We start from the raw sequence: 26,631 nt of genomic DNA, 5'->3' as shown, positions 1-26,631 counted from the left end.
GAGGTCTAGCCTAACGCTTCGCAGGTGAAACTTTCGAGCGCGCCCAGCACCTCGCGCGCTGTGCCATGCCCGGGGATGATCGCCTCGGGCGCTATCTCTACCAGCGGCACCAGCACGAACGCACGTTCAGCGATGCGCGGATGCGGCACGCTGAGACCATCGACATCGATCACCTCTTCGCCATACAGCAACAAATCCAGGTCCAGCGTACGCGGCCCCCAACGCTGCTCTACTGCGCGATCACGGCCATGGGCGCGCTCGACACCGAACAACGCTTGCAGCAGCTCTTGAGCTGGCAAGATGGTTTCAATCTCGGCCACGGCGTTGATGAAGTCCGCCTGATCGATGCCGCCAACCGGCGCGGTGCGATACAGGCTTGATGCTGCAAGCAAGCGCGTGTCCGGCAGCTGATCCAATTGGTCAAGCGCGCTGCGCAATGTGGATGTTGCATCGCCCACGTTGCCACCCAGCCCGATGAAAGCGATCACGGGTGGATGTCGCATCGCCGTCATTCCGTCTTGGCAGGGGAACGTCGACGACGTCGCCGCTTGCGTGGCGCGGCTTCTTCGGCGGCGATGTCATCGGGGGATGTCGAATCAAACTCAGCATCCCCATCGCCACCATTCACGGCGACGTGTACCAGTTGCTCATCGCGCCAATACACGATGTCGGCGGCATGCTCGTCCGAGGCATGTTGGCGCAACTGCAGAAAGTCGAAAGCCGCGCGGAAACGCGGATGCGCCATGAAACGCCCGACCCGCTTGCGCTGCGAGAAGCGCGGCTGCAACAACCAGATTTCCTGCATCGGCACCGAAAAGCGCCGCGGCAAGGCGATGATGTGGGTCTGATGCAGAGTTACGCGGTCGGCGGCGCGGCGCTGCGCCTCGGTCACGTGCACGCCCTGTCCCTGCAAGGCCATCAAGGCGCGGCAATACGCCGGCCACAGCAGCAGCGCGAACAGGAAGGCCGGCGAAACCGGCTCATCACGCGCGACACGGGCATCGGTATTGGCCAATCCTGCGATCACCATGCGACGGAGTGCGCCACTGCGGTTGGCTTTCAACGCCTCGGCACTCTCAGGCAGCAGCACCGCCAGCAAGCCGTGACGTTCCAGGCCTTCGAAACTGGCGACGGCATGGCCCGACAGGAACAACTTCAGGCACTCCTCGAACAGGCGCGCGGGGGCGGCTTCGGACAGCAAGCCTGCCAATTTAGGCAAAGGCGATGCCGTGGCGGACTCGATCTCGAAATCAAGCTTGGCCGCCAAACGCACGGCACGCAGCATCCGTACCGGGTCTTCGCGGTAACGGGTTTCCGGGTCGCCTATCAGGCGCATGCGGCGCGCCAGCACATCCTCGTAGCCACCTACGTAATCGCGGATGGAGAAATCCTCGATCGCGTAATACAGCGCATTGGCGGTGAAGTCGCGGCGCACCGCGTCTTCTTCGATCGTGCCGTAGATGTTGTCGCGCAGGACGCGGCCGTCGTCATGCACCTTGCGGTCGCCGTTGCCATCATCGTCATTGCTGGACGCCGCACGAAAGGTGGCAACCTCGATGATCTCGCGGCCAAAGACGACATGCGCCAGGCGAAAACGGCGGCCGATCAGACGGCAATTACGAAACAGCGATTTGACCTGCTCAGGCGTCGCGTCGGTAGCGACATCGAAATCCTTGGGGATGACGCCGATCAACAGGTCGCGCACGGCGCCACCCACCAGATATGACTGGAAGCCGGCCTCACGCAGGCGATACAGCACGCGTAGCGCGTTCTGGCTGATGTCGCGACGGGATACTGGATGGGCATCACGCGGGATGACCTGCAGGATCGGTGCAACGGCATTGGTAGATTGTGTGTCGGACATTCGTCCCGCGGGCGTGCCAATTAACGCGAAGCCGCCTATACTATCCTGCCTCGCATTCACGCGACCAATTTGCTCCCTTCGTCTAGCGGTCCAGGACGTCGCCCTCTCACGGCGAAAACACGGGTTCGAGTCCCGTAGGGAGTACCACCTTGAGACGTGGGTTGGTCGGCGTGATTGCCGAGCGCCCCTCGCCCATCGCGAATTTGCCATGCCCTTCGTCGTCACCGACAACTGCATCAAGTGCAAGTACACCGATTGCGTCGAGGTTTGCCCGGTGGATTGCTTCCACGAAGGCCCCAACTTCCTCGTCATCGATCCGCTGGAGTGCATCGACTGCACCCTGTGCGAGCCCGAATGCCCGGCCAACGCGATCTATCCCGAAGATGACGTACCGGCCGGTCAGGAGCATTTCATCGCGCTCAATGCCGAGCTCACCGCCGAATGGCCGGTGATCACCACGCGCAAAGAACCGCTACCCGAAGCCAAGGAATGGGATGGCAAACCGGACAAGTTGCCTTTCCTGGAACGATAGGCCCAGGCGCCAAGCCAGACGATGCAACATCCCCAACGAGAAAGGGCGCCCAAGGCGCCCTTTTCGCTATCCGCAAGGACAGATTACTGGCCGCCGAGCGCCGTCTTGAGCTGGGCGATAACGGCCACCGGATTGGCGCGGTTGTCGGGCATGCCGCGCGGATCAACGGCCGAGATGTACACGCCGCTCGACGTCTGCGAGGTCCGGACCAGGAAGTTGTCGCCGCCGTAGCTGACGTCATAGCTGCCCAGGAGCTGGGCTTTGCTGGCGACGGTCAAGCCCTGCACGCCGGCAAGGGCATCGCCCAAGCGGGTGAACACCTCGTCACGCTGGGCACCGGCGATAGTAAAGCCAGAGGCCGACGCGGCACCTTGGGTGGCGCGACCACTGCTGGAGGCCATCACGCTGCCGCTCGGCAGCGCCATCGCGCCCTCGGTGCTGGGCTGATCCAGCGGCGGCGGCACTTCCAGTGGGCGCGCTTCGCCGCTGAGCTTGTATGCATCGTTTTCCTTGCGAAACCAGCTGCAGCCGGAGGTCAGGGCCACGGCGACGGCGAGGCTGGTAATGGCGGCGACGCGGCCGGGGGAAACGATGCGCATGTAAATCTCCTGGGGGTTCATGACGAGGTCACCGCCGGTCGGCGGCATTCGTTCTCAAGTGCAAGGATAGCGGCTGCGGCCGGTGCCAGGCGCCCTTCGTTCAGCAACGAGAGGGGCGTCAGCGGCAAACGCAGGCCATACCCGATGCCCGCATGACGCAGCAAGGCCTTCACCGGGATCGGGTTCGGCTCACAGCCGATGAAGTCGAACAAGGGCTGCAGGGCATTGTCGACCACGACAGCGGCGTCCACTTCGCCTGACCGCGCGTGTTCACACAGACGCCGCATCGCCGCAGGCAATACATTCGAGGCGACCGAGATCACGCCGTCCGCACCGGCCAGCAGCGCGCGGCAGGCGGTCGGATCATCCCCAGACAGGATGACGAAGCCATGCGATTTCAAGGCCAGTAGCGCAGCCATCCGGGCAGGGTCGGCCACTGCTTCCTTGATCCCGATGATGTTGTCGTGTGCGACCAGCTCGGCCACGGTTTCAGGCTGCATGTCGCAGCCGGTCCGGCCCGGTACGTTGTAGAGGAGCACTGGCAGGCCACCTTCCGTGGCGACTGCGCGGTAATGCGCCAGTAAGCCAGCTTGGGTCGGCCTCACATATGGCGGCGTGACCACCAGCGCGGCATTGGCGCCCAAGGCGGCAACGCGGCGAGTCAATTCGATTGTCTTGGCCGTGTTCGACAAACCTGTTCCGGCCAGCACCGGCACGCGCCCGGCAACCTGAGCCACCGCGCGGTGAAGCAATTCGTCGTATTCGGCGTCGGTCAAGGCCGCGGCTTCACCGGTGGAGCCGGCGACGACCAGTGCCTGCGTGCCAGCATCCAGCTGGCCGTCGATCAAACGCGTCCACGCATCGAAATCGACCGATCCATCGGCCGCGAACGGAGTGGCCAGCGCGGTGATGCTGCCGGCAAGTGCAAGAGAGGCGTGTGGCAAGGTGATGCCCATGAAAGTGGCGATAAGATGACGCAGAGGCAAAATAGCCGTGCATCGGATAACACTGGATGTTACTTGCGGCGTGAAATACCCGGCAAGTATCCTGCACATAGCTCCCGGCCACATGCCGGCTACCGTTCAGGCCTTGCGCCTGTCACCCGGAACCGCCTTGAACGACCAAACCGCTCGACCCTCACAGAACGAAAACCATCTGTTCATCAGTGCCTACAGCACGCATCCGACGTCGCCCCTGCTTTCGGTGACCCGACGCATTGCCGACAGCGGTTGCAACCTGGTCGATGCACGCCTCACCACCGTTGGCCGCGATGTGTCGGTCGCGGCGCTCGCCGCTGGCTCTTGGGATGCCGTGGCCAAGCTGGAGTCGATGATCGAGCGCCTGGGCCGCGACGAATCCCTGCGCATCGTCCAGTACCGTACCGGCCCCAAGCCGCTGCAGTCGAACCTGATCCCCTACATGGTCGAAGTCGTCGCGGCCGACAAGCCCGGCATTCTCTTCCAGTTGGCGGATTTCTTCGACAAACAGGGCATCACGGTCGAAAACCTGCACAGCTCGCGCTACAAGGCCATGCAGACGGGTGCCGAAATGTTCACCGCGCAACTGACCATCGGTGTGCCGGCCGATATGCACATCGCCGCCCTGCGTGATGATTTCCTCGAGTTCTGCGACCATCTGAACCTTGACGCCATCATGGACCCGATGAAGTTCTGACGATGACGACACCGCAAACCGGCAAGAAACTCACAGCAGCGACATTGAAGCTGCCGCTGGCATTGGGCGATGGCACTTCGACCACCCTCGCCGGCTACCAAGGCCGCTGGCTGGTCTTGTACTTCTACCCGAAGGACAGCACTCCCGGCTGTACCACCGAAGGCCTAGACTTCAACGCGTTGCTGCCGAAGTTCGGCAAGCTGGAGGCGGACGTCCTTGGTGTGTCGAAAGACTCGGTGAGGTCGCATGCCAACTTCAGCAGCAAACAAGCCTTCAAATTCAACTTGGTCAGCGATGCGGATGAGAAGCTTTGCCGCGCTTTCGGGGTGATCCAGATGAAGAAGCTCTATGGCCGCGAATATGAAGGCATCGTGCGCAGCACCTTCCTGATAGACCCCGAAGGCCGGATCGCGCACATCTGGCAGCCGGTGAAGGTCAAGGACCACGCCCAAGCCGTGCTCGACGCACTCAAGGACGCGCAATCGCAGTGACCGCTGCATCCCGCATTCGACGCCATCGCCCGGCCCCGCCGGTCGGTGGCGTTTTCATTTCCACGCCCGCAAGGAAGAACGCCGCATGACCGATGGCAAGCGCCTCTACGTCCTCGACACCAATGTGTTGATGCACGACCCCACCGCGCTGTTCAAATTCGAGGAGCACGATGTCTTCCTGCCGATGCAGGTCATCGAGGAACTGGACAACGGCAAGAAAGGCAATACCGAGGCCTCTCGCAATGCACGCCAGGTCAGCCGCTTCATCAACGAGCTGATCGAGGAACAGGGTGCCGACAAAATCGCCACTGGCCTCAAACTGCGCCCACCGGGTGGCCTGCAACTCAAGAGCGAGTCCGGACGTGGGGTGCTGCGTTTCCAGACCGCAGAGTTTGGCGGCGGCGAAGCGCTCGGCAAGGCGATGCCGGACAACCACATCATCGCCGCGATCCTTTCGCTCACCGCGCGCGAAACCGGCCATGACGTGGTCTTCGTGTCGAAGGACATCAACCTGCGGATCAAGGCAGCGATCGCCGGCATCCCCAGCGAAGACTACGAGAACGATCGCGCGATCGACGATTTCAACCTGCTGTTCACCGGCTCCACCGCCCTGCCGGAGGATTTCTGGCAGCGCTCAGGCAAAGACCTGCGCTCGTGGACGGACAAGGGGCGCACCTACTACGAAGTGATGACGAGTGATGAGGACGATTGGTATCCCAACCAGTTCCTCTACCTGCCGGGTGACGAGCAAAGCGAGTTCCGCGTCGTGTCGATCAACGGCGACAAGGCGGTGCTGCAGATCGTCGATGACTTCCGCAACCAGCAGCACGCGGTCTGGGGCATCACGGCGCGCAATCGCGAGCAGAACTTCGCGCTTAACGCGCTGATGGACCCGGACATCGACTTCGTCACCCTACTCGGCACTGCAGGTACCGGCAAGACGCTGCTGACGCTGGCCGCCGGTCTTGCGCAGACGATGGATGCGCAGCGGTATCGCGAGATCATCATGACGCGTGCCACGGTGAGCGTGGGCGAAGACATCGGTTTCCTGCCCGGCACCGAAGAAGAAAAGATGACGCCGTGGATGGGCGCACTGACCGACAACCTGGAAGTGCTGATGCCAAGCAACAAGGGCAGCGGCAGTTGGGAGCGCGCAGCGACCAATGACCTGCTCGCCTCCCGCATCAAGATCCGCTCGATGAACTTCATGCGTGGCCGCACCTTCCTGTCGCGCTATCTCATCATCGACGAAGCGCAAAACCTCACGCCCAAGCAGATGAAGACGCTGATCACCCGCGCCGGCCCGGGGACCAAGATCGTGTGCCTCGGCAACGTCGAGCAGATCGACACGCCTTACCTGACCGAAACGACATCGGGTCTGACCTATGTGGTCGATCGCTTCAAGGGCTGGGGTCATAGCGCGCACATCACGCTCCGTCGCGGCGAGCGCTCGCGCCTGGCCGATCACGCCTCGGAAGTGTTGTAACGGGGATGGCCGAGGATACGGCGCATGTGCACATCCGACCTTGGCGAGTAGAGGATGTCGACGCGCTGTATCGGCTGGTGCGTGAATCCCACGCGTCTTTGTCACGGTGGCTGGCGTGGTGCCATGCTGATTACGGCTTGGACGATGCGCGACGCTGGATCGATCATTCGCTCGCCAGCTGGCAGGCACGCAGCGCGTTTCCCTTCGCGGTGGTGGATGCAGGTGCCGAAACGTTGCTCGGCAGTACCGGCCTCAGCCAACTCGATGATTCGCAAAAAGTCGCCAACCTCGGCTATTGGGTCGGCACACCGTTCGTCGGACAGGGCATCGCGACCGAGGCGGCGCGTCAGGCCGCGCGTTTCGGCTTCGACCAACTTGGCCTGCAACGCATCCTCGTCCGCGTGCTGCCGGACAACCATGCCAGCTTGGCAGTTGCACGCAAGCTGGGAGCGAGATACGAGTCCACCGTGCAAGACCCGATCCATGGTCATGGCGCGCAGGACATCCTCGTGCACGCGCTGACTGCAAGCGACATCCCATGAGCGCGGTTCGATGAAAGCTTCCGATCACCTGCCCCTCTGGGTGATGTTGGGGGCCTGCGCCCTCGCCTGTATCGCCGGCATGGTGAACGTGGTCGGTTACATGGGCTTCGAGCATCAAGGCATCACCCACCTGACCGGCACCACGACCTTGTTGGGCGAAGCGCTCTCGGGCGCAGATTGGCGCGCCAGCTTGCAATTGGCGGCAATGATCCTCGCCTTCGTGTTGGGCGCGGCGATGAGCGGTGCAATCATCCAGGATGTGCAATTGAGGCTGGGGCGCCGCTACGGCGTCGCATTGGCACTGGAATCGATCCTGCTGTTCTCGGCGGCGTCATTGTTTAAACAGGGCAGCATGGCGGGGCCACTACTCGCCGCGGCTGCCTGCGGCCTGCAAAACGCGATGGCGAGAACCTACAGCGGCGCCCTGGTACGCACGACACATTTTTCGGGGCTGTTCACCGATATCGGCATCAATATTGACCATGCAGCGCGGGGCATGCCACGCCAAGCCAGCCGCACGCGGTTGTCGCTTTTGACCATTGGCGCATTCGCCGCCGGTTGCGTGATCGGTGCGATGCTATTCCGCCGCCTGTCTTACGATGCCCTCTACGTGCCCGCCATCTGGACGGGCCTGGTGGGCGTCGGTTACGCCTTCTATCACCACTATCGTTACAGCCGACATGCCCACTGACCATCGCCCGCCATCCGCATTGACCATCGCCGGTAGCGATTCTGGTGGCGGCGCCGGCATCCAGGCCGATCTCAAGGCCTTCGCCGCACTTGGCGTGCACGGGCTGAGTGCGATCACTGCATTGACCGCGCAAAACACCCAAGGTGTCGATGCCGTTCATGTGCCGCCCGTCGATTTTTTGCGTGCTCAGATCGACACCTGCTTTGCCGATTTTGATATTCAAGCCGTCAAGTTGGGGATGCTGGCGAATGCCGAGGTCGTCGATGCCGTCGTCGATGCCTTGCGTCAACACCAGCCACGATTCGTGGTGTTGGACCCGGTGATGATCGCGACATCAGGCGCACGTTTACTCGATGCCGATGCGCAATCTGCATTGCGTGGTCGTTTATTGCCGCTCGCCAGCGTATTGACCCCCAATATTCCCGAGGCCGAATGGCTGCTGGGCCATCGGATCAGCGATGCGGCGGCAGCAGACAAGGCCTTGCATGCCTTGCACGCGCTCGGTGCCGATGCTGTTTTGTTGAAAGGCGCGCATCTCGATGAAGGCGACGAAGTAATCGATCGCTGGTTTGATGGTGAAGCCGAAGCCAAATTCATCCATCCGCGCCTGGACATCGAAGGTCACGGCACCGGCTGCACACTTGCATCGGCGATTGCTGCAAATCTTTGCCTTGGTCTCTCACCACGCGACGCCGCGCAGGCCGCCAGCGACTATGTCGCGCATGCGCTGGCATCGGGCTACAGCCCAGGCCGCAGCAACGTGCGCGTGCTGGACCATTTCGGTGCGATGGGCAGCACTCGGGCTTAGTCCGCCGCGATATCCCACATCCCGAGCTGCTTGGGCGTTCGGTCAACCATCACCCCATGCGATAATTAGCTGAATTGGCTCCGTAGCTCAGCTGGATAGAGCGTCCCCCTCCTAAGGGGAAGGTCGTGCGTTCGAATCGCGCCGGGGCCGCCACCCGCAAAGATGCAAAGGAGTCCCCCGCATGTCCCATCCCGTCCTCGACAAACTCGGCCTGGCCGCCATCGAATCCGGCAGCTACATCGGCAATGGCGAATGGTCGAAGACCACCGATGCCGGCGTGCTGGAGCCGGTCAACCCGACCACGGGCGAGGTGCTGGGCAAGGTGCATGCCTCCTCTAAGGCCGACTACGACACCCTGATGGAGCGCGCCGAAGCCAACTTCAAGGTGTGGCGCAAGACGCCAGCGCCCAAGCGCGGTGAAGCGATTCGCCTATGTGCCGATGCGCTGCGCAAGCACAAGGACGCACTGGGTTCGCTGGTGGCGTTGGAAATGGGCAAGTCCAAGCCCGAAGGCGACGGCGAAGTGCAGGAAATGATCGACATCGGCGAGTTCGCCGTCGGTCTCTCGCGCCAGTTGTACGGCCTGACCATGCACAGCGAGCGCCCGGGCCACCGCATGTACGAGCAGTGGCACCCGATCGGCATCGTCGGCGTGATCTCCGCCTTCAACTTCCCGGTCGCCGTGTGGGCGTGGAACAGCTTCATCGCCGCCGTCTGCGGTGATATCACGGTATGGAAGCCGTCGCCGAAGACCCCACTCTCGGCCATCGCCAGCATGAAGATCTGCAACGAAGCCCTGCGCGAAGGCGGCTTCCCGGACATCTTCTTCCTGTTCAACGATGCCGGCACGGAACTGGCGCAAGAGTTTGTCGATGACAAGCGCGTCGCGCTGGTGAGCTTCACCGGCTCCACCAAGGTCGGCCGCACCGTGGGCGAGCGCGTCGCGCGTCGCATGGGCCGCTCGTTGCTGGAGCTGGGCGGCAACAACGCGATCATCGTTGATGAAACCGCCGACCTGAAGCTGGCGATCCCGGCGATCGTGTTCGGTGCGGTGGGCACTTGCGGCCAACGCTGCACCTCGACGCGTCGCTTGATCGTGCACGAGTCGGTTTATGACGATGTGCTGTCGAAGCTGATCGCTGCCTACGGCCAGGTCGAAGGCAAGATCGGCGACCCGACCGACCCGAAGAACCTGGTCGGCCCGCTGAACTCCTCCGATGCGGTCGATGCGTTCCTGGATGCCATCGCGCAGGCGAAGGCAGCCGGCGGCAAGATCGAGATCGGTGGCACCGCGGTCGAAGGCAAGGGCTTCTTCGTCAAGCCGGCCATCGTCACCGGCCTGACCAACGAGGCGGACGTCGTCCAGCATGAAACCTTCGCGCCGATCCTGTACGTGATGAAGTACAGCGACATCGACCAAGCCATCGACATGCAGAACGCCGTGCCGCAAGGCCTGTCATCCTCCATCTTCACCACCAATCTCAAGCGCGCGGAAGCCTTCCTGGCCGCATGGGGCTCGGACTGCGGCATCGCCAACGTCAACATCGGCACCTCGGGCGCCGAGATCGGTGGCGCATTCGGTGGCGAGAAGGAAACCGGCGGCGGCCGTGAATCGGGTAGCGATGCCTGGAAGGCCTACATGCGCCGCCAAACGAATACCATCAACTACTCCGACGCATTGCCGCTGGCACAGGGCATCAAGTTCGACCTGTAAACACCCATGTATCCACTCGCCAGGCCATTCCTGTTTGCACTAGACGCCGAACGTGCTCACGGCATGGCCTTGCGCGGGATGGATCTCGCCCATTCGATGGGCTTGTCGCGTCTGCTGACAGCCCCATCTGCGCCCTTCCCGACCAAGCTGCTTGGCCTGACCTTTCCCAATCCGGTCGGTCTGGCTGCTGGATTGGACAAGAATGGCGACCACATTGAAGCTCTGTTCGCCCTGGGCTTCGGCTTTGTCGAAGTGGGCACGGTGACGCCACGTGCGCAGGCAGGCAATCCTGCCCCGCGCCTGTTTCGTGTGCCTGAACACCGCGCCATCATCAACCGGATGGGCTTCAACAATCTCGGTGTTGCGGCGTTGGTCAAGAATGTCGAAGCGCTGAAGACGCGCCCGGGCATCCTTGGCATCAACATCGGCAAGAACAAGGACACGCCCAACGACCAGGCGGCGCGTGATTACTTGAACTGCCTGGAGCGCGTATATCCGCTGGCGGATTACATCACGGTCAACATCTCCTCGCCCAACACGGCGGGGCTGCGTGAGTTGCAGGAAGAGCAGCAATTGCGCGCACTGGTCAGCACCCTGCGAGAAGCGCAGGAAAAACTGGCCGCGCAGCATCGCAAGCGTGTGCCGCTACTGGTGAAAGTTTCGCCGGATCTGTCCGATGAGGACATCGATGCCGCGAGCCGCGTCCTCAACGATCTCGGCGTGGATGGTGTCATCGCCACCAACACCACGGTCAGCCGCGTCGCAATCAACCAACATCGGTTGGCAAAGGAAGCTGGCGGTCTGTCTGGCGCGCCCTTGCTGGGACGCTCGACGGCCACACTGCGCCGCCTGCGCACGCGCTTGCCGGAAGCAATGCCCCTGATCGGCGTGGGCGGCATTATGTCGGGCGCCGATGCAGTGGCAAAGACCTCCGCCGGCGCGCAATTGGTGCAGCTCTACAGCGGTCTGATTTATCGCGGCCCAAAATTGATTGGCGAGTGCGTGGAAGCGATTCGTCGCCGCAAGGAAGGCCGCAGCTCCGGGATGCGCACGGATCATGAGTGAGCCCGCGCTGCGCGAAACCCGCGACGCGCCTTTGGCCAACACCTTCGGGATCAACGCACGCGCACGTCGATTGATCGATGTTGCGGATGTCGATGCACTGCCGATGGCGCTTGTCGATGCCGGGCGAGATGCGTTGCTGCTCGGTAGCGGCAGCAATTTGCTCATCGTGGCGGACGATGTCGATGCCGTCGTGCATGCAACCGATGCCCGCATCGAGCTCATCGAAACGCTGGGCGATGACGTCCGCATCCGTGCTGCTGCTGGCGTCGTCTGGCACGACTTCGTCATGCATACCCTCACGCAAGGCTGGTATGGTCTGGAGAATCTCGCGCTGATTCCGGGCACGGTCGGTGCGTCGCCGATCCAAAACATCGGCGCGTATGGCGTTGAGGTAATGGACCTGATCGATGCAGTCCAGGTTCATGATCGCGCCACCGGCGAGACGCGTTGGTGGTCGCACGATGCATGCGGCTTCTCCTACCGCGACAGCGTATTTAAATCCGATCCGCAGCGCTATGCGGTGATGCGCGCGGACTTTCGTTTATCGCTTATTCCACATGCCAACTTGGGCTATGCAGGCATCGGCGAAGAGTTGCAGGCGATGAGCATCGACGAGCCAACACCTCGCAATATCGCCGATGCAGTAATCGCCTTGCGGCGTCGCAAGCTGCCGGACCCGCTCGTCATCGGCAATGCAGGTAGTTTCTTCAAGAACCCCATTGTCGATGTGGCGACTGCCGATGGCTTGCTGGCGCAACACCCTGGCATGCCCGTATTTCATGCAGGCGATCCGTCACAACGAAAACTCTCGGCCGCCTGGCTAATCGACCAATCCGGCTGGAAAGGCCATCGCGATGGCGATGCGGGTGTTTCGCCCGGGCATGCGCTGGTGCTGGTCAATCACGGGAATGCAAGCGGTGCGCAACTGCTCGCGCTGGCACGTCGCATCGCTGACAGCGTGCATGAAGGCTTCGGCATCCACATCGAACCCGAACCGCGACTCATTGGAGCGACGTGGTGAGCAAACCGCGTAGCGTGCAGGCACAGGCCGCCTTGTTGATGCTGGCCAGCACGCTCAGCTTCGGCGTCATGGCGATCTGCATCCGTCTCGCATCCGCAACAGAACCGACATGGGAAGTCGCCTTCTTCCGCAACTTCTTTGGCCTGTTGGCTATGCTGCCCATCTTGTTGATGCCGGTACTGCGCTCGGCCAAGCCCCGCGAAACCTTGGCCAGCATCGTCCATACCAAGCAGTTACCGCGCTATTTCAGCCGCTGCCTGATCGGCGTAATCAGCATGTTCTGCGGCTTCTGGGCCATCGGGCACTTGCCGCTGTCGCAGGCGATTTCGCTGGCCTATTCCTCGCCGATTTTCGTGACTATCGCCGCTGTATTCCTGTTGGGCGAAAAAGTCCGCCTGCGTCGCTGGATGGCCGTGCTCGCGGGCTTCATCGGCATGATGATCATCGTGCGCCCGGGTTCGCAAGCGTTTTCGCCCGGCCTTTTGGTCGCAGTCGCTGCCGCCGTGTTGTCGGCCATCGTTGCGATCCAGATCAAGCAACTGTCGAAAGTGGATGGCCCGGACACCATCGTGCTGTGGACGTATCTATTCTGGGTGCCGATGTCGCTGGTGCCGGCCTTGTTCGTCTGGCATTGGCCCGAGGGCATGGCCTGGCTGTGGCTGGTGTTGTGCGGCGTATTCGGCACGGGTGGGCAATGGCTATGGACGCGCGCATTGAAGTTGGGCGAAGTCTCCGCACTCACGCCCATCAGTTTCATGCAGTTGCCGGTAGTGACGTTCGCGGGTTGGTGGCTGTTCGATGAATCCGTGGATCGATGGACGATGATCGGCGCAGCCGTCATCCTTTCGGCAACCGCTTACATCGCACATCGTGAGGCACAACTCGCCAAGCGCAAGGCCAGCCACGCGCCGAGTGAAGCGGTCGAACCGGGCAACTGACTGGCGCGGCACCCTCGACTGGCGCATGCTTCGTCCATCGCCTCCTAGATGGATTCGCCCTCATGCGCATCACTTGTATTGCTGCCTTGTTGATTGCCAGCACCAGCCTTACCGTTTCTGCGCAGACCGCGCGGCCGGAAAGGACGCCGAGCCCGGTTGTCAGTAACGTACCAAAAGCGGCTGAATCGGATGTCGCCTCGGTCGATACCATCGTCAGGGCGCTGTACGAGACGATCTCCGGCCCGGCAGGCAAGCCGCGAGACTGGAATCGGCTGCGCTCACTATTCGTGCCGGAAGGCCGAATGATGCCGGTCGGCAAGCACGGGCAAGGCGAGATTCGGATGCGGATGATGGGCGTGAACGATTACATCGCGACATCCGCGCCGCTCATCGAAGAACATGGCTTCAACGAGCGCGAAATTTCCCGCCGTGAGGAACGCTTCGGCAACATCGCCCACGTCTTCACGACATATGAGGCCAGCACCGAGATCGAACCGATCCACATGCGCGGCATCAACTCTATCCAGTTGATGAATGATGGCAAGCGTTGGTGGATCGTGTCGTTGATGTGGCAAGCCGAAACGCCGGACGTGCCGCTTCCCAAGGACTACGTGCCCAAAGATTGAGGGCGTTGCCACGGTCGGCGCGCGCCGCGGAACATCACCAGGTAAACACCGAACACCCAGGCCAAGGCTGCAGCCCAGCCGGCCAGGATGTCGCTTGGGTAATGCACGCCCAAGTAGATGCGTGATGCGCCGACCATCACTACGAACGGGATCATCACGCCCAGCACCCACCAGCGCCAGCGTGTGCGCCAAGCGAGCAATACCAACACGGCCGCCAGCGTCATCGACCCCATGGCATGACCGCTGGGAAAACTGAAGGTGGTCTCGGGTGAGATGGATTCCCACAAACTTGGACGTGCGCGGCCAAAATAATTTTTTGCCGCGACATTAAGCAGTCCGGAACCGGCGAGCGCGATGCCGGCAAATATCGCCTCACGCGGCTTGCGCTTGAGCGCCAGAAACAAGACCAATGCGATATCGACCGGCACCACGCCCCACATGTAACCGATCTTCGAAAAAAGCAAGAAAACACGATCCATGGCAGGCGAATGCCAAGTCTCTGCCCACCGCAGCAGAGGTTGGTCGAAGAAGAACGTATCCCCTTCCCAAACCTCTTCGGCCAATGCGCCAAAGCCCCATAGCGGCAACAACAGTGCGATAAACAATAGCGCGAAACGCACGCCGTGTTGCTTGAGTATGCGAACGCCGTAGCGAATCTCGCCCGAAAGCGTTTTGCGGATGTCAGTCGATGATGGCGACATAACGGGTTTCAACGTATTCGTCGATCAGGGCAATGAATTCCTGCGCAATGTTTTCACCACGAAGGGTTACGGTCTTTTCACCATCCACAAATACCGGCGCTGCAGGTGCTTCGCCCGTGCCCGGCAGCGAAATACCGATGTTGGCATGACGCGATTCACCCGGGCCGTTGACGATGCAGCCCATCACCGCGAGCGTCATGTTCTCGGCGCCCGGGTGCTTGATCTTCCACTCCGGCATGCGCTCGCGCACATGGTTTTGCACGACGCCCGCCAGCTCCTGGAAGAATTCGGACGTGGTACGGCCGCAGCCTGGGCAAGCCGTCACCATCGGCGTGAACGCGCGCAGGCCCATCGTCTGCAAGAGTTCCTGCGCGACGATCACCTCTTGCGTGCGTGACTGGCCAGGTTCAGGGGTGAGCGAAATACGGATGGTGTCGCCAATCCCTTCCTGCATCAGCACGGCGAGTGCCGCGCTGGACGCAACGACTCCCTTGCTGCCGATGCCGGCTTCGGTCAAACCGAGATGCAGCGCGAAATCCGAGCGTGCTGCGAGATCGCGATAGACCGCGATCAGCTCCTGCACGCCGCTAACCTTCGCGCTCAGGATGATCCGGTCGGCCGGCAAGCCAATTTCGACCGCACGATGGGCGGAGTCGAGCGCCGATCGAATCAGCGCCTCGCGAAGAACACGTCCCGCATCCCAAGGCTCGGCGCGCTGTGCGTTCTCATCCATCAAGGTCGCGGCCAGCGATTGATCCAGCGAGCCCCAGTTGGCCCCGATGCGCACAGGCTTGTTGTACTGGATGGCGAATTCGATCAACTGCGCGAACTGGGTGTCGCGCTTCTTGCCGAAACCAACATTGCCAGGGTTGATGCGGTACTTCGCAAGCGCTTGTGCACACGCAGGCTCGTTGGTGAGCAACGTGTGTCCGTTGTAGTGGAAGTCGCCAATCAGCGGCACATCGATGCCCATCATCGTGAGCTTCTCAACGATGCGCGGCACCGCGGCGGCGGATTCGGCATTGTTCACCGTCACCCGCACCATCTCCGAACCCGCACGCCAAAGTTCCGATACCTGCTTGACGGTGGATGCAACATCCGCGGTATCGGTATTGGTCATCGACTGCACGACGACGGGCGCGTCGCCGCCCACCTTCACGCCACCAATGGCGACCTGACGAGTGGCATGGCGTGGGCTGGCACCGAAGTCGGGCGGTTCCGGAAGTGGCATCGAGTTATCCATGGGGGAATTGTAACGAGGGCGCGTGAGGTAGAGCTTCAGCACATCATCGATTGCAGCCTGGGCGGGATGCGGAATGGCTTGAGCCGGCCATGCACCGCCCGCATCCGCAAACCCAAGCCAGATGCGCAACTTGAGCGCCAAGCCATACTGCACCCCGGCAAGGCGTGAACAGCGACACCCGGTATCCTGTCCGCATGACCGAATCCGGCCGCGACGACATCCTTAGCCCCAGCCAGCTCAACACGCTGGCTCGCAACCTCTTGGAAGACACCTTCCCGATGGTGTGGGTCGAGGGTGAGCTGGGTAACGTGGCGCGCCCCTCCTCCGGCCACCTGTACCTGACACTCAAAGACGAGCGTGCGCAGGTGCGGGCGGCGATGTTCAAGCCGAAAGCCGGTTGGCTGAAGTTCGTCCCGCGTGAAGGCATGCGCGTGTTGGCGCGTGGCCGCCTTACCTTGTACGAAGCGCGCGGCGAATACCAGCTGGTACTCGACCACATGGAGGAAGCCGGCGAAGGCGCTCTGCGGCGTGCCTTTGAAGAGTTGAAGGCCAAACTGCAAGCCGAAGGATTGTTCGATGCGGCCCGCAAGCGTCCGCTGCCCGCGTTCCCCCGTCGCATCGGCGTGCTTACTTCGTCCACCGGCGCTGCGGTACGCGATGTGATTTCGGTATTTGCGCGTCGCTTTCCTTTGCTCGAAGTCGATGTCTTGCCAGTGCCAGTTCAAGGTTCAACCGCTGCTGCACAGATCCGCGGCATGTTGTCGCGCGCGATTGCCGCACATCGATACGATGTACTGCTATTGACACGTGGCGGGGGCTCACTGGAAGACCTCTGGGCCTTCAATGACGAGCAGTTGGCCCGCGCCATCGCTGCATCGCCCGTGCCGATTGTCAGCGCCGTTGGCCATGAAACCGATTTTTCGCTCAGCGATTTTGCCGCCGATCTGCGCGCTCCTACACCCTCGGTCGCGGCTGAGCTCATCGCGCCGGATCGGGTCGCACTTTTGCAGCGCGTGCGTCGATTGCAGCAGCGGCTGGACGATCAGGAACAACATCGTCTACGCGCAGCGATGCAGCGGCTAGATCGCGTATCACTTCGTCTCCATGCGCAACGCCCGCAAGCACGACTGGCCTTGCTGCGAAGTCGCGAACGCGATGCACGACGACGACTGGATGCAATCCTCGCGCGCCGCCTGCAGGAGGCACTGGCGCGAACGCGTCACGCAGGTGCACGCCTGCGCAATCAAGCGCCCGAGCGACGTCTGGCGTTGTTGGCGCAACGCATGGACAGCTTGCGAGCGCGGGCACGCAGCTCACTGCAATCACGTATGCAGCTCGACCAGCAGCGACTCACCGGGCTTGCTCGCGCCTTGGCCGCGATCAGCCCATTGGCAACCGTGGCACGCGGTTACGCCATCCTCCATCACGAAGACGGACATTTGGTGCGCAGCGTGAAGGATGCCAAGCCGGGCGACCCGATCCGTGCACAGCTGGCCGATGGCGAGCTACATGTGCGCGTCGAAGACTAGCCACGTCTTGCCGCCAAGAAAACATCTGGCGGGTTAGATTGAACACATCCCATTGATGCCTTGGCCATGAAGCTGAAGAAGTCTTATCCGATCTATCTCGCCAACCGTCCGGTTGAAGCGAAACAGACACTCGACGTACTGGACAAATTCACTGGCAAGCGCGCCACCCGCGTTGGGTTTGGCGATGCCGCCCTGATTCGCAAGGCGATTGTCGCTGGCCATAAAGCTCGCGAGTCGATGGCAACGTTCCCGCCGGATGCACGCCGCGACGTGCTTGAGCATTGCGTTCGTCGTTTCACCGAGCGCAGCGAAGAGCTGGCATTGGCCCTGTGCATCGAAGCCGGCAAACCCATTCGGGATGCACGCGGCGAAGTTGCGCGCCTCATCGACACCTTTCGCATCGCTGCGGGCGAGGCCACGCGCATCGGTGGTGAAGTGCTGGAGCTCGGCATCAACGAGCGCACGCGGGGCTATCACGGGATGACCCGGCGCGTGCCGGTCGGTCTGTGCAGCTTAATCACCCCGTTCAATTTTCCTCTCAATCTTGTTGCACACAAAGTCGCACCCGCGATCGCCGCAGGCTGCCCGTTTGTACTTAAACCTGCAGCCAAGACGCCCGTGGGCGCGCTGATCATCGCAGAAGTGTTGGCCGAAACCGATCTCCCCAAAGGCGCGTTCTCCGTCATCCCCTGCAGCAATGAGGATGCAGCTCAACTGATTGAAGACCCTCGCATCGCCGTGCTCTCTTTTACCGGCGGCCTGATCGGCTGGGATATGAAGGCGCGCGCCGGCAAGAAACGGGTCGTGCTTGAACTCGGCGGCAATGCAGCCTGCATTGTCGATGCCGACCCCGGCGCATCGCTGGACCATGTCGTCGAGCGGCTGGTGTTTGGTGCGTATTACCAAAGCGGCCAGAGCTGTATCAGCGTGCAACGCATCTACGCCCATCGCGAGATCTATGAAAAATTGCGCAAGAAGATGCGCGCCGCAGTGAAGTCTTTGCCTACGGGTAATCCGGCGGTCGAGAAGACTTTCATCGGCCCGGTGATCGATGAGCCTGCCGCCAAGCGCATCGAAAGCTGGATTACTAGTGCGGTGAAACGGGGCGCGAAGATCATTGCAGGCGGTGAACGCCAGGGCAACATGCTGCCCGCGCACCTGTTGGAAAAAGTGCCGCATGACGCCGAACTCTATCGCAAGGAGGCCTTCGGCCCTGTCGCGATGATCGAGGCTTTCGATGACTTCGACGATGCATTGGCCAAGGTGAACGATAGCGGTTTCGGCCTGCAAGCGGGCGTTTTCACTGGCCGTCTGGACCACGCCATGCGTGCGTGGGACCGACTGGAGGTCGGCGGCGTGATCGTCGGCGACGTACCCAGCTTCCGCGTCGACAACATGCCCTACGGCGGCGTGAAGGACTCGGGCGTGGGCCGAGAAGGTGTGCGCTGGGCCATTCATGACATGACGGAAGAGCGTCTGCTGGTGATCCGCCAGCGCTGATTCGGGGCCGTTCAACCCCGTTTCCACTGTTCATGCGTTCTCCCGGTTGCCCAACCAGGAGTTTTGCCATGTCTCCCAAATCCACCTTTGTTACCGCACTGGCCTGCGCACTGATGTTGGCTGCCTGCCAGAGCGGGCCACATGCCACGGCCGATCAGGCCATGGCAGAGGCGTCGATGTCACCTGTCGCGCCGCCCCCGCCCGCACCTCCAGCCCCAATCAGCGTACAGGCCTCGGCAATGGATGCCACCGCCTACGCGGGCAACGCCAAAGCCGCACGCATGGTGGCGATGCCAAGCTATCCGATGCCGCCGCCAACCAATATCGAGAACTACGAGCGCCCGGATGACAATCCGGTCAAGCGAGCAGCTGAAACGCCGCTGTCTACATTTTCCATTGATGTCGACACCGGCAGCTACAGCAATGTGCGGCGGATGCTGGCCACCGGCGTGCGTCCACCGACCGATGCGGTGCGTGCCGAAGAGTTCATCAATTATTTTCGCTACGGCCATGCCGCGCCCAGCTCGCGCGATGTGCCTTTCGGCGTCAGCACAGAATTGGCACCGTCGCCATTCAACGCAAACCGTCAACTGCTGATGATCGGCATCAAAGGGTATGACGTACCCAAGACCACGTTGCCGCCCTCGAACCTTGTGTTCCTGATCGACACCTCGGGCTCGATGATGGACGAAGACAAGCTGCCACTGGTCAAGGCCGCGTTGCGCAAACTGGTGCCGCAGATGCGCGAACAGGATCGCGTGGGCATCGTCGCGTATGCAGGCTCAGCTGGACTGGTCCTGCCGCCGACGCCCGGCAATCGCCATGACGAGATCCTAGATGCACTGGATCGCCTGGAGGCGGGCGGTAGCACCAACGGCGGCGACGGCATCCAGCTGGCCTACAAAGTGGCACGCGAAGCGTTCCGCGAAGGGGGGGTAAACCGCGTATTGCTGCTCACCGATGGTGATTTCAATGTCGGCGTAGTGAGTCGCAAGGCGCTGGAAACCCTCGTCGCTGACCAGCGCAAATCCGGCATCGCGCTGAGCACGCTGGGTTTTGGCACCGGCAATTACAACGACGCGATGGCCGAACGCTTGGCCGATGTCGGCAACGGCAACCACGCTTACATCGATAGCGTCCGCGAGGCAGAGAAAGTACTGGTGCGCGACATGCAGTCGACCCTGCTCACCATCGCGAATGACGTCAAAATCCAGGTCGAATTCAATCCGACCGTGGTCGCCGAGTACCGCCTAATCGGTTACGAGAACCGCGCACTGCGTGATGAGGACTTCGACAACGACGCTATCGATGCCGGCGAAATCGGTGCCGGTCATGAGGTCACCGCGTTGTACGAAGTCGCCTTGGTTGGCGCTGGCGGCGAACGCCTGCCGAAGCTGCGTTACGCATCGTCCAATACAGCTGCGGGCAATAGCGGCGAGATCGCCCACCTAAAACTGCGTTACAAGCTGCCCGGCTCGACATCCAGCCGTTTGATCGAACGTCCGATTAGTCGCAATGAACTACGTGCCAGCACCAGTCCCACCTTGCGCTTTGCTGCAGCGGTCGCGGGCTTCGCCGACCTCTTGCGAGGGGGTCAAAATATCGAAGGTTGGGATGCGAAGCGCCTGCGCAATTTGGCCGCCAGCGGTTTGGGCTCGGACCCCGAAGGTGACCGCACCGAGTTCCTCGGCCTAACCCGAAGCGCCGACCGCCTGATTCTAGGCGACGACGATGGCTTGCACGTCGGCGGCGATTGACACCGCATGGACTGGGGCGACGACGCGGCATAGGCTGCGCCGTCGCTTCACCCTTCATGCCCGAACGCGTAGTCTGTGTGGCATGGAGCAACCCCTTGGCCAACCTGTCGACGAACCCGGCGATGCCGCGTTGATGCTGGCCTACGCGGCCGGCGACATGGAGGCATTCTCCCAACTGTATGCGCGGCATCGCACGCCGCTTTACCGTTTTTTGCTGCGACATCTGCGCAACGCCGCGCTGGCCGACGAGCTGTTCCAGGATATTTGGCAACGCGTAGTGACGCATCGGGCCAAGTGGAAACCCGATGCCCCCTTCACCGGCTGGTTGTACCGCATCGCGCACAATCGACTGAATGATCACTGGCGGGCGCAGAAACATCGCCCCGCCGCACCCGGTGATGCCGAGGAACGCGTGGCACGCATCGCCGACAACGACACGCCGGAGCGCGCGTTGTCAGAGTTCGAACAACGTCGCCGATTGCAGTTGGCGCTGTCCGAACTCCCGGAAGACCAACGCACGGTGCTGTTGTTGCGCCTGGAGCAGGAACTGACTTTGGAGGAAATCGGCGAAGCGACCGGTGTGGGCCGGGAAACGGTGAAATCGCGATTGCGCTATGCGATGGACAAGTTACGTGCGAGGTTGAACGAATGACGATGCGACGCGACCCGATGTGGAGTGACGAAGAACGCGAGCTGGCGGGCCAGCTTGCGCGTATCGCGCCGCATGGCGAGCCGTCCGCCGACCTCGACGCACGCATTCTGGCGATGGCCGAACGCGACTTGGCCGGCGTGTCCCCTGTCGCCACGGCTCGCCGTCGCCCGCATCGCTGGCCGGTCTGGCTGGGCGCGGCGGCCTCCCTGACCGTCGTTGCCGGTCTGGTATGGCAGTTGCAGCCGGTGCTGCAACCGCGGGAAACCATCAGCTACGAAGCCCCTGCCCCGGTGGCTGCCGACACCGACCCCAATGGCAGGCGTCAGCCCATCGATTACGTCGAATCCGCTGCGGCCGATGCCGCGATGACACCTCCTCCACCACCACCGCCTGCCGAGCCCATGCCGGCGCAAAAGCCCAGCCTGCAGACACGTCCCGCCGCGTCCTCGGAGCCGTTACCTGAGATGGCCGCAGCGCCCGTTGCGCCGCCCCCTGCCCCTCCGGCTACCCGGCCTGTCGCAGCCAATGCAGCGGCTCAAGCCGATGCAGCAGCCATCAAGTCCATGGCCGCTGACCGCGCCATGGCCCAGGAGGCCCCGCATCGGCCCGTGCCCACGGCTGCCGAAGCAGCGGTGGCTGCCCCGGTGTCGGTTTATGGCTCGCCAGCTGCAGCCCCCCCAGCGCCTGCCCCCGCGCGCGCCTTGAAACGCGCCGCGTCGACACCCCAATCAGCCGATGAGCTGATCATCCAGGACGCGCCGCCACCTGACCAGGACCGTGCCGGCTTTGACGCACGGCCGCCGATTACCGCCGACACGCCCGAGGTCCAGCGTGCCTGGCTCAAGCGTATCCGCGAGTTGCGCGATGCAGGCGATGTCGATGATGCCCGCCTGAGCCTAGCAGCCTTCGTGAAGCGCAACCCCAAGGCCGAGATCCCCGCCGACCTCAGGCCGCTGCTTCCTGCAACAGCCGCACCATCGACCCAGCCTTGATGCCATGCGAGGATTGAAACATCCACGCATCGACACCATCGCTACCTGATGTCCAATACTGCTCCGGCCTCGACCGAGGCCCCCACCGGCAAAACCCCCGTCGGCACTCTTCGCGCGCTATGGCCCTATGTCATGCGCCAGCGCGGCCTGTTCGTCGCCTGGCTGTTGGCGCTCGCCTGCTCGTCCGCCGCCACGCTCACCTTGCCGGTCGCCTTCCGGCAAATGATCGACCACGGCTTCTCAAGCGGCAGCAACATCGACCGCACCTTTAGTCTGGTGTTTATCGTCGTGGTTGTCCTGGCGCTGGCCACGGCTGCGCGCTTCTTTTTCGTTTCGCTATTGGGCGAGCGCGTGGTCGCTGATTTGCGCGAGCGCCTGTACGCACATCTGATTGGTTTGGATGCGGCTTTCCATGACCGCACTCGCAGCGGCGAGTTGATCTCGCGCCTGACCGCTGACGCGGAACTCCTGCGCAGCGTGGTCGGCTCGAGCATGTCGGTGGCGCTGCGCAGCACCGTGACCGTACTGGGTTCGCTGGTGATGTTGTTCGTCACCAGCCCCAAATTGGCGGCTTGGGCGATGCTGGGCATTCCGCTGGCGGTGTTGCCGATTGTCCTGGGCGGTCGCCGCCTGCAGAAAATCTCCCGCGATGGCCAGGACCGCTTGGCCGATGCCAACACCCACGCTGCCGAAGCCTTGGGCGCGGTCAAGACCGTGCAAGCCCACGCGCGCGAGCCCTATGAACGGGGCCGCTTCGGCCAAGCTATCGCGATTGCAGTGGAAACCGCGCGGCGCCGCATCGGCTGGCAGGCCTTAGTGACGGCACTCGCCATCGTGCTGATCTTTGGCGCGGTGACATTGGTGCTATGGACCGGTGCGCATGATGTCATCGCCGGGCGCATGACTGCGGGCACGCTGGGTCAATTCGTGTTCTATGCGCTGATCGGCGGCGGCTCGGTCGGGGCATTGGCAGAAGTCTGGAACGAGCTGCAACGCGCAGCCGGCGGCATGGGACGCATCAACGAACTCCTGGTTGAAGAAGCACAGGTACGCGCACCAGCCCAGCCGGCCACGCTCCCCAATCCTTTGCGCGGTGAAGTGCGCTTTGACGATGTCACTTTCCATTACCCCGCGCGTCCCGACACCGCTGCGCTGGAAAATTTCAACCTGCGCGTATCTCCCGGCGAAACCGTTGCACTGGTCGGGCCTTCCGGCGCAGGCAAAAGCACGGTGTTTTCGATGTTGCTGCGCTTCCACGACCCGGAACAAGGCCGCATCGACATCGATGGCACCGACATCCGCACACTGGACCCGGCCGAACTACGCGGCGCGATCGCGCTGGTCCCGCAATCGCCCACCATCTTTGCCGCCAGCGCCGCCGACAACATCCGCTATGGTCGCTTGGAGGCGAGTGACGAAGAAGTCGAGATCGCTGCGCGCGCCGCCGAAGCCTACGATTTCATCCGCGCACTGCCCGAGGGCTTTGACGAACAACTCGGCGAACGAGGTGCACGCCTGTCAGGTGGCCAGCAACAACGTATCGCCATCGCGCGTGCGTTGCTGAAAGACGCGCCCATCCTGCTGCTGGACGAAGCGACCTCTGCGCTTGATGCCCAAAGCGAGCGCGCCGTGCAAAGCGCGCTGGAGCATCTGATGGCGGGACGCACGACGCTAGTCATCGCGCACCGACTTGCCACCATCCTCAAGGCGGATCGCATCGTGGTGATGGACGGTGGCCGCATCGTCGCCGAGGGTACGCATGCGGAACTGCTGGCGCAGGGCGGCCTCTATGCTGAGTTGGCGAAACTGCAGTTCCTCGACTGAAGCACCGCATGCGCAACCAATTTAATCAAGCATCGCCTGCAGGATGCGCGGCACTTGATCCATTGCTGCCTTTACGTTGGCCAGCACCTCATCCATGGTGATGATCTCGTCCGGGTCCGGGCCTGCTCCCGCGGCCCAATTGGCGACGATGCCCAGACAGGCATAGTCCAGCCCCATCTCGCGCGCGAGACCCGCTTCCGGCATGCCGGTCATGCCAACCAAATCGCAACCATCGCGCTTCATGCGGGTGATTTCCGCCTTGGTTTCCAAGCGCGGCCCCTGGGTCGCGCCATAGCAACCTTCGGCGACCAAGTCGATACCTAGACGGCCGGCAGCCGCCAATACGCGTTCGCGCAGGCTTTGCGTGTACGGATCACCAAAATCGACATGCAAGACTTCAGTGCCCGGCTCTTCACTGAGCGTGGAGATCCGGCCCCAGGTGTAGTCAATGAGTTGATCAGGCATCACCAGCGCGCGCGGGCCGCAACGCTCGGTGATCCCACCTACGGTATTGAGTGCAAGCACGGTCTGCGCACCCAGCGCCTTCAATGCAGCCAGATTGGCGCGGTAATTGATTTGATGCGGCGGAATCGAATGGCCCTCGCCATGACGCGCGAGAAAGGCAACACGCTTGCCCGCCAACGTACCGATGCGAATCGGGCCTGAAGGCGCACCGTAATGGGTGACCGGCTGATGTGTATCGACATCACCGAGATCCACCAAGGCGTAGACACCCGTGCCGCCGATAATCGCAAGATCGATGCTCGTCATGATCAGCCCTTGAGTGCGTAGATCGCCGGCAGGTTGCGACCTTGCTCGTGGTAATCCATGCCGTAACCGAACACGTAGCGGTCCGGCACTTCAAGGCCGACGTAATCGGTTTCGATGCCCTCGACGCAACGATCATGGTCCTTCACCGCCAACACAGCGATGCGCACATCATCCGCGCCCTGGTCTTCGCACCAACGCTTCACCGCCAGCATGGTGTGGCCTTCATCGAGGATGTCATCGGCCAGCAGCACCCGGCGTCCTCGCAAAGACGTTGCCGGACGGTGCAGCCATGCCAAGCCCGATCCACTGGTCTGGCCGCGATAACGGGTGGCGTGCAGATAGTCGAATTCAAGATCAAGGCCACGCTCACCCAATGCCATCGCCAGATCACTGGCAAAGGGCATGCCGCCATTCATCACCGTGATGTAGAGCGGCGGTGGCATTTCGTTGTCGTAATCGGCGCGAATGTCATCGGCGATTTCATCCACTGCGACGCGAATGGCAGCGCGGTCATGGATGATCTCGGCATCGACGAGTGCGGCGGAAAGGCTGGGTGTCATGCGACATCTCCCACATCAAAGGCCCCGGAATATCCGGTGGTGTTGGCGATGTCGCCAAGTTTTTGTGTCAGGTCACTCTGCGCACGCCCGTAGCGGGCATCGGCAAGCAATGCGTCCCAGCCGAGCGGACCGCGACCGATCAAGCCAGTCAAGGCAGCCGTATCGGTCTTGCGATCTTCTACTGCCGCGAGCGACTCCTCGATCAAATCCGGATGGCAGACCAACACGACATCACAGCCGGCATCCAGATGATCATCGATACGCGCTTTCACGCCGCCAGCTGAAAACGCCGCCGCCATGCCGATGTCATCGGAGAACACCACGCCGCGGAAACCCATCTCACCCCGCAGGATGTCCTGGATCCAGCGTTTGGAATAGCCGGCAGGCTCGGGCGCGACTTGTGGATACACCACATGCGCCATCATCACCGCGTCTGCGCCGGCATCGATACCTGCAACGAATGGCACCAGGTCTAGTTTGCGCATGTCGTCGAGCGAACGATTGTCGATCGCCTCATCGAAATGGGTGTCTTCAAGCACGGAGCCGTGACCGGGAAAATGTTTCAGCGTCGCGGCCATGTCGGCGTCGTGCATCCCTTGCACATACGCGCGGGTGAAGTCGGCGACGATATGCGGGTCTTCAGAAAACGCACGGTTTCCGATCGCGCGATTGCCGCGCCCCAGGTCCACCACCGGCGCGAAGCTCAGATCGATACCGCTCGCACGGATTTCGCTCGCCATCAACCAGGCATGTTCGTGTGCCAGCTCCAAAGCGGCTTGCTTGTCCTTCGAATACAGCTGACCAAAACCTTCCAGCGCTGGAAGATCGCTGTAACCGTCCCGAAAACGCTGCACGCGTCCACCTTCCTGATCCACGCACAGGAACATGGGGCGCGGCGCAGCTTCACGGATCGATTGCGTCAGTTCCATCATCTGCGTCTTGCTGACGAAGTTGCGCGTGAACAAGATCACGCCGGCGCAGGCATCGTGCTGTAGCCATTCTCGCTCATGCGCTTTCAACTCATGTCCGGCGATGCCTATGACCAGCATGG

The 26,631-nt window shown here is 62.2% G+C and carries 27 protein-coding genes and 2 tRNA genes; 20 read left to right on the top strand and 9 right to left on the bottom strand.

Annotation, left to right across the window (positions count from 1 at the left end; all coding sequences use genetic code 11):
• Positions 1-5: 5 nt before the first annotated feature.
• Both folK and pcnB read right to left on the bottom strand, forming a co-directional pair.
• A complete protein-coding gene (folK, locus tag BW989_RS08935; RefSeq protein WP_076587481.1) occupies positions 6-512 on the bottom strand; it encodes a 2-amino-4-hydroxy-6-hydroxymethyldihydropteridine diphosphokinase in 507 nt (168 codons plus the stop codon).
• The gene (gene pcnB / locus BW989_RS08930; RefSeq protein WP_076587479.1) at positions 509-1,864 is read right to left on the bottom strand and encodes a polynucleotide adenylyltransferase PcnB; all 1,356 of its coding nucleotides are present in this window, start codon (positions 1,862-1,864) and stop codon (positions 509-511) included. The genes folK and pcnB overlap by 4 nt, the downstream gene beginning before the upstream one ends.
• A gap of 71 nt (positions 1,865-1,935) precedes the next feature.
• Here pcnB and BW989_RS08925 point away from each other — a divergent pair.
• Both BW989_RS08925 and fdxA read left to right on the top strand, forming a co-directional pair.
• Positions 1,936-2,011, top strand: a tRNA-Glu gene (locus tag BW989_RS08925).
• A 61-nt stretch (positions 2,012-2,072) separates the two neighbouring features.
• The gene (gene fdxA / locus BW989_RS08920; protein WP_076587477.1) at positions 2,073-2,396 is read left to right on the top strand and encodes a ferredoxin FdxA; all 324 of its coding nucleotides are present in this window, start codon (positions 2,073-2,075) and stop codon (positions 2,394-2,396) included.
• An 83-nt stretch (positions 2,397-2,479) separates the two neighbouring features.
• On the opposite strand, the gene BW989_RS08915 is transcribed toward fdxA, so the two are convergent.
• Together BW989_RS08915 and dapA are read right to left on the bottom strand one after the other, a co-directional pair.
• Positions 2,480-2,995 carry a hypothetical protein gene (locus BW989_RS08915; RefSeq protein WP_076587939.1) on the bottom strand — a complete coding sequence of 172 codons (516 nt, stop codon included), beginning with the start codon at positions 2,993-2,995 and terminating at the stop codon, positions 2,480-2,482.
• Positions 2,996-3,012: 17 nt separating this feature from the next.
• Positions 3,013-3,951, bottom strand: a complete 939-nt coding sequence (dapA, locus tag BW989_RS08910; protein WP_076587475.1) for a 4-hydroxy-tetrahydrodipicolinate synthase — start codon at positions 3,949-3,951, stop codon at positions 3,013-3,015.
• A 112-nt stretch (positions 3,952-4,063) separates the two neighbouring features.
• Between dapA and BW989_RS08905 the strand changes: the two genes are divergently transcribed.
• From BW989_RS08905 to BW989_RS08850, 12 genes are all read left to right on the top strand, one after another.
• Positions 4,064-4,669, top strand: coding sequence for a glycine cleavage system transcriptional repressor (locus BW989_RS08905; RefSeq protein ID WP_129582882.1), 606 nt, complete (start codon positions 4,064-4,066; stop codon positions 4,667-4,669).
• A 2-nt stretch (positions 4,670-4,671) separates the two neighbouring features.
• The gene (locus tag BW989_RS08900) at positions 4,672-5,160 is read left to right on the top strand and encodes a peroxiredoxin (RefSeq protein ID WP_076587473.1); all 489 of its coding nucleotides are present in this window, start codon (positions 4,672-4,674) and stop codon (positions 5,158-5,160) included.
• 85 nt (positions 5,161-5,245) lie between these two features.
• A complete protein-coding gene (locus BW989_RS08895; RefSeq protein WP_076587471.1) occupies positions 5,246-6,646 on the top strand; it encodes a PhoH family protein in 1,401 nt (466 codons plus the stop codon).
• 5 nt (positions 6,647-6,651) lie between these two features.
• Complete coding sequence (locus BW989_RS08890) at positions 6,652-7,188, top strand: GNAT family N-acetyltransferase (protein WP_076587469.1); 537 nt, start codon at positions 6,652-6,654, stop codon at positions 7,186-7,188.
• 10 nt (positions 7,189-7,198) lie between these two features.
• Positions 7,199-7,879, top strand: coding sequence for a YoaK family protein (locus tag BW989_RS08885; RefSeq protein ID WP_076587467.1), 681 nt, complete (start codon positions 7,199-7,201; stop codon positions 7,877-7,879).
• On the top strand, positions 7,869-8,687 hold the full coding sequence (thiD, locus tag BW989_RS08880; RefSeq protein ID WP_076587465.1) for a bifunctional hydroxymethylpyrimidine kinase/phosphomethylpyrimidine kinase: 819 nt from the start codon (positions 7,869-7,871) through the stop codon (positions 8,685-8,687). The genes BW989_RS08885 and thiD overlap by 11 nt, the downstream gene beginning before the upstream one ends.
• A gap of 76 nt (positions 8,688-8,763) precedes the next feature.
• Positions 8,764-8,840: transfer RNA gene (locus tag BW989_RS08875), tRNA-Arg, on the top strand.
• 28 nt (positions 8,841-8,868) lie between these two features.
• A complete protein-coding gene (gene amaB, locus BW989_RS08870; protein WP_076587462.1) occupies positions 8,869-10,401 on the top strand; it encodes an L-piperidine-6-carboxylate dehydrogenase in 1,533 nt (510 codons plus the stop codon).
• Between the two features lie 6 nt (positions 10,402-10,407).
• The gene (locus BW989_RS08865) at positions 10,408-11,466 is read left to right on the top strand and encodes a quinone-dependent dihydroorotate dehydrogenase (RefSeq protein ID WP_076587460.1); all 1,059 of its coding nucleotides are present in this window, start codon (positions 10,408-10,410) and stop codon (positions 11,464-11,466) included.
• Positions 11,459-12,487, top strand: coding sequence for a UDP-N-acetylmuramate dehydrogenase (gene murB, locus BW989_RS08860; RefSeq protein ID WP_076587458.1), 1,029 nt, complete (start codon positions 11,459-11,461; stop codon positions 12,485-12,487). The genes BW989_RS08865 and murB overlap by 8 nt, the downstream gene beginning before the upstream one ends.
• Positions 12,488-12,525: 38 nt before the next feature.
• Positions 12,526-13,425, top strand: coding sequence for a DMT family transporter (locus BW989_RS08855; RefSeq protein ID WP_076587935.1), 900 nt, complete (start codon positions 12,526-12,528; stop codon positions 13,423-13,425).
• A gap of 62 nt (positions 13,426-13,487) precedes the next feature.
• Entirely contained in the window at positions 13,488-14,051 is a 564-nt protein-coding gene (locus tag BW989_RS08850) for a hypothetical protein (RefSeq protein WP_076587456.1), read from the top strand.
• On the opposite strand, the gene BW989_RS08845 is transcribed toward BW989_RS08850, so the two are convergent.
• Together BW989_RS08845 and ispG are read right to left on the bottom strand one after the other, a co-directional pair.
• On the bottom strand, positions 14,033-14,752 hold the full coding sequence (locus tag BW989_RS08845) for a phosphatase PAP2 family protein (protein WP_076587454.1): 720 nt from the start codon (positions 14,750-14,752) through the stop codon (positions 14,033-14,035). The two genes, BW989_RS08850 and BW989_RS08845, sit on opposite strands and share 19 nt — an antisense overlap.
• A complete protein-coding gene (gene ispG / locus BW989_RS08840) occupies positions 14,733-15,995 on the bottom strand; it encodes a flavodoxin-dependent (E)-4-hydroxy-3-methylbut-2-enyl-diphosphate synthase (protein ID WP_076587933.1) in 1,263 nt (420 codons plus the stop codon). The genes BW989_RS08845 and ispG overlap by 20 nt, the downstream gene beginning before the upstream one ends.
• A 194-nt stretch (positions 15,996-16,189) precedes the next feature.
• Between ispG and xseA the strand changes: the two genes are divergently transcribed.
• The 6 genes from xseA (at position 16,190) to BW989_RS08810 (ending at position 24,249) form a co-directional block, all read left to right on the top strand.
• Positions 16,190-17,524 (top strand): exodeoxyribonuclease VII large subunit, encoded by a 1,335-nt coding sequence (gene xseA, locus BW989_RS08835; protein ID WP_076587452.1) that lies wholly within the window; start codon positions 16,190-16,192, stop codon positions 17,522-17,524.
• Positions 17,525-17,590: 66 nt separating this feature from the next.
• Positions 17,591-19,024: an aldehyde dehydrogenase family protein gene (locus BW989_RS08830; protein ID WP_076587450.1), complete on the top strand. Its 1,434-nt coding sequence runs from the start codon at positions 17,591-17,593 to the stop codon at positions 19,022-19,024.
• Between the two features lie 68 nt (positions 19,025-19,092).
• The gene (locus BW989_RS08825; protein ID WP_129582881.1) at positions 19,093-20,781 is read left to right on the top strand and encodes a vWA domain-containing protein; all 1,689 of its coding nucleotides are present in this window, start codon (positions 19,093-19,095) and stop codon (positions 20,779-20,781) included.
• Positions 20,782-20,863: 82 nt separating this feature from the next.
• A complete protein-coding gene (locus BW989_RS08820; RefSeq protein ID WP_076587446.1) occupies positions 20,864-21,433 on the top strand; it encodes an RNA polymerase sigma factor in 570 nt (189 codons plus the stop codon).
• Positions 21,430-22,425: a hypothetical protein gene (locus BW989_RS08815; protein WP_076587444.1), complete on the top strand. Its 996-nt coding sequence runs from the start codon at positions 21,430-21,432 to the stop codon at positions 22,423-22,425. Before BW989_RS08820 ends, BW989_RS08815 begins: the two co-directional genes overlap by 4 nt.
• Before the next feature lie 48 nt (positions 22,426-22,473).
• On the top strand, positions 22,474-24,249 hold the full coding sequence (locus BW989_RS08810) for an ABC transporter transmembrane domain-containing protein (RefSeq protein WP_076587442.1): 1,776 nt from the start codon (positions 22,474-22,476) through the stop codon (positions 24,247-24,249).
• 21 nt (positions 24,250-24,270) lie between these two features.
• On the opposite strand, the gene BW989_RS08805 is transcribed toward BW989_RS08810, so the two are convergent.
• From BW989_RS08805 to nagZ, 3 genes are read right to left on the bottom strand one after another with little or no spacing between them, the layout of a single operon-like run.
• The gene (locus BW989_RS08805; RefSeq protein WP_076587440.1) at positions 24,271-25,020 is read right to left on the bottom strand and encodes an S-methyl-5'-thioinosine phosphorylase; all 750 of its coding nucleotides are present in this window, start codon (positions 25,018-25,020) and stop codon (positions 24,271-24,273) included.
• A 2-nt stretch (positions 25,021-25,022) separates the two neighbouring features.
• On the bottom strand, positions 25,023-25,580 hold the full coding sequence (locus BW989_RS08800) for a hypoxanthine-guanine phosphoribosyltransferase (RefSeq protein WP_076587438.1): 558 nt from the start codon (positions 25,578-25,580) through the stop codon (positions 25,023-25,025).
• Positions 25,577-26,629: a beta-N-acetylhexosaminidase gene (gene nagZ / locus BW989_RS08795; RefSeq protein WP_076587436.1), complete on the bottom strand. Its 1,053-nt coding sequence runs from the start codon at positions 26,627-26,629 to the stop codon at positions 25,577-25,579. Before nagZ ends, BW989_RS08800 begins: the two co-directional genes overlap by 4 nt.
• Positions 26,630-26,631 lie beyond the last annotated feature (2 nt).

Source organism: Solilutibacter tolerans (assembly GCF_900155935.1).
Classification (GTDB): Bacteria; Pseudomonadota; Gammaproteobacteria; order Xanthomonadales; family Xanthomonadaceae; genus Solilutibacter; species Solilutibacter tolerans.
Note: the sequence above shows the minus strand (reverse complement) of the source record. Positions and strands in the feature narration are given on the sequence as shown.

Excerpts from the sequence above, each read along its gene's own strand:
- xseA (WP_076587452.1), top strand. The coding sequence starts at position 16,190 with ATGACCGAATCCGGCCGCGACGACATCCTTAGCCCCAGCCAGCTCAAC.
- BW989_RS08850 (WP_076587456.1), top strand. The coding sequence starts at position 13,488 with ATGCGCATCACTTGTATTGCTGCCTTGTTGATTGCCAGCACCAGCCTT.
- murB (WP_076587458.1), top strand. The coding sequence starts at position 11,459 with ATGAGTGAGCCCGCGCTGCGCGAAACCCGCGACGCGCCTTTGGCCAAC.
- amaB (WP_076587462.1), top strand. The coding sequence starts at position 8,869 with ATGTCCCATCCCGTCCTCGACAAACTCGGCCTGGCCGCCATCGAATCC.
- fdxA (WP_076587477.1), top strand. The coding sequence starts at position 2,073 with ATGCCCTTCGTCGTCACCGACAACTGCATCAAGTGCAAGTACACCGAT.
- BW989_RS08865 (WP_076587460.1), top strand. The coding sequence starts at position 10,408 with ATGTATCCACTCGCCAGGCCATTCCTGTTTGCACTAGACGCCGAACGT.
- BW989_RS08905 (WP_129582882.1), top strand. The coding sequence starts at position 4,064 with ATGCCGGCTACCGTTCAGGCCTTGCGCCTGTCACCCGGAACCGCCTTG.
- BW989_RS08800 (WP_076587438.1), bottom strand. The coding sequence starts at position 25,580 with ATGACACCCAGCCTTTCCGCCGCACTCGTCGATGCCGAGATCATCCAT.
- BW989_RS08855 (WP_076587935.1), top strand. The coding sequence starts at position 12,526 with ATGCTGGCCAGCACGCTCAGCTTCGGCGTCATGGCGATCTGCATCCGT.
- BW989_RS08890 (WP_076587469.1), top strand. The coding sequence starts at position 6,652 with ATGGCCGAGGATACGGCGCATGTGCACATCCGACCTTGGCGAGTAGAG.
- dapA (WP_076587475.1), bottom strand. The coding sequence starts at position 3,951 with ATGGGCATCACCTTGCCACACGCCTCTCTTGCACTTGCCGGCAGCATC.
- BW989_RS08825 (WP_129582881.1), top strand. The coding sequence starts at position 19,093 with ATGTCTCCCAAATCCACCTTTGTTACCGCACTGGCCTGCGCACTGATG.
- BW989_RS08805 (WP_076587440.1), bottom strand. The coding sequence starts at position 25,020 with ATGACGAGCATCGATCTTGCGATTATCGGCGGCACGGGTGTCTACGCC.
- pcnB (WP_076587479.1), bottom strand. The coding sequence starts at position 1,864 with ATGTCCGACACACAATCTACCAATGCCGTTGCACCGATCCTGCAGGTC.
- BW989_RS08820 (WP_076587446.1), top strand. The coding sequence starts at position 20,864 with ATGGAGCAACCCCTTGGCCAACCTGTCGACGAACCCGGCGATGCCGCG.
- BW989_RS08815 (WP_076587444.1), top strand. The coding sequence starts at position 21,430 with ATGACGATGCGACGCGACCCGATGTGGAGTGACGAAGAACGCGAGCTG.
- BW989_RS08895 (WP_076587471.1), top strand. The coding sequence starts at position 5,246 with ATGACCGATGGCAAGCGCCTCTACGTCCTCGACACCAATGTGTTGATG.
- thiD (WP_076587465.1), top strand. The coding sequence starts at position 7,869 with ATGCCCACTGACCATCGCCCGCCATCCGCATTGACCATCGCCGGTAGC.
- BW989_RS08845 (WP_076587454.1), bottom strand. The coding sequence starts at position 14,752 with ATGTCGCCATCATCGACTGACATCCGCAAAACGCTTTCGGGCGAGATT.
- BW989_RS08810 (WP_076587442.1), top strand. The coding sequence starts at position 22,474 with ATGTCCAATACTGCTCCGGCCTCGACCGAGGCCCCCACCGGCAAAACC.
- nagZ (WP_076587436.1), bottom strand. The coding sequence starts at position 26,629 with ATGCTGGTCATAGGCATCGCCGGACATGAGTTGAAAGCGCATGAGCGA.
- BW989_RS08830 (WP_076587450.1), top strand. The coding sequence starts at position 17,591 with ATGAAGCTGAAGAAGTCTTATCCGATCTATCTCGCCAACCGTCCGGTT.
- BW989_RS08915 (WP_076587939.1), bottom strand. The coding sequence starts at position 2,995 with ATGCGCATCGTTTCCCCCGGCCGCGTCGCCGCCATTACCAGCCTCGCC.
- ispG (WP_076587933.1), bottom strand. The coding sequence starts at position 15,995 with ATGGATAACTCGATGCCACTTCCGGAACCGCCCGACTTCGGTGCCAGC.
- BW989_RS08885 (WP_076587467.1), top strand. The coding sequence starts at position 7,199 with ATGAAAGCTTCCGATCACCTGCCCCTCTGGGTGATGTTGGGGGCCTGC.
- folK (WP_076587481.1), bottom strand. The coding sequence starts at position 512 with ATGACGGCGATGCGACATCCACCCGTGATCGCTTTCATCGGGCTGGGT.
- BW989_RS08900 (WP_076587473.1), top strand. The coding sequence starts at position 4,672 with ATGACGACACCGCAAACCGGCAAGAAACTCACAGCAGCGACATTGAAG.